Below are 701 nucleotides of genomic sequence, written 5' to 3'. Positions count from 1 at the left end.
GTCAGATCACCCGGACCCGACGGAAATAAGATCGGACACACAGCCCGAAATACTCAGGGACGGACCGACCACACCACACACACGCTACCGAAACCCCATCGAAATTCGATAGCACCGAATCAGCGGACATGGCAACCCATCTCAGGTCACCAGCTGGAATCGTAAACTCCAGAAGACCGATCCGACGGCCTTACCCGACCCGAAGCCGACACGGTCAACCGGGCCCGCTGCTGCTGTAACCCCGAAATCAACTGCATCTGCTGGGTAAAGGAATCCATCGCTTCCGCGAAGGAAGCGTCGGCAAAATCATCCGCCATGCCTCAACCCTTCACCGTGACGTTCGGGACAGTGTTGGCGATGGTGTGACCGGACCCGATATCGACATTCTTCAACGAATCCGCCGCATCGACCTGCCCCTTGGACGCGTCACCGACCACCTCGGCGGCACTGTTGTTTCCGTCGTGCACCGCGGTGAACTGTGTCCGCAGGCCTTGCTGCCCGCCCTTGTCTCGGATGAAGTCCTCGCTGAAATCATCACCCGCGGCGACGGTCAGGAACTTGCCCCACAACGACGCCGCTGTCCTGCTGTGGTTGATCAACGCTTCCTGGGCCTCGGCGAGAGCACCGCCGGCTTCTTTCAAAGCTGTGGTGTCGACGTCGAGGCTTTCGTTCTGCGTCATGCGCAACCCTCATCTTTCCCG

General features: G+C 59.6%; 2 protein-coding genes. Both read right to left on the bottom strand.

Annotated elements, in window-relative coordinates; all coding sequences use genetic code 11:
• Positions 1-146: 146 nt before the first annotated feature.
• Positions 147-317, bottom strand: a complete 171-nt coding sequence (locus tag OHB12_RS02875) for a hypothetical protein (RefSeq protein WP_327115873.1) — start codon at positions 315-317, stop codon at positions 147-149.
• Positions 318-320: 3 nt separating this feature from the next.
• Complete coding sequence (locus tag OHB12_RS02870; protein WP_327115871.1) at positions 321-680, bottom strand: hypothetical protein; 360 nt, start codon at positions 678-680, stop codon at positions 321-323.
• Between the last annotated feature and the right edge of the window lie 21 nt (positions 681-701).

This window comes from Nocardia sp. NBC_01730 (genome assembly GCF_035920445.1).
Lineage (GTDB): Bacteria > Actinomycetota > Actinomycetes > Mycobacteriales > Mycobacteriaceae > Nocardia.
Note: the sequence above shows the minus strand (reverse complement) of the source record. Positions and strands in the feature narration are given on the sequence as shown.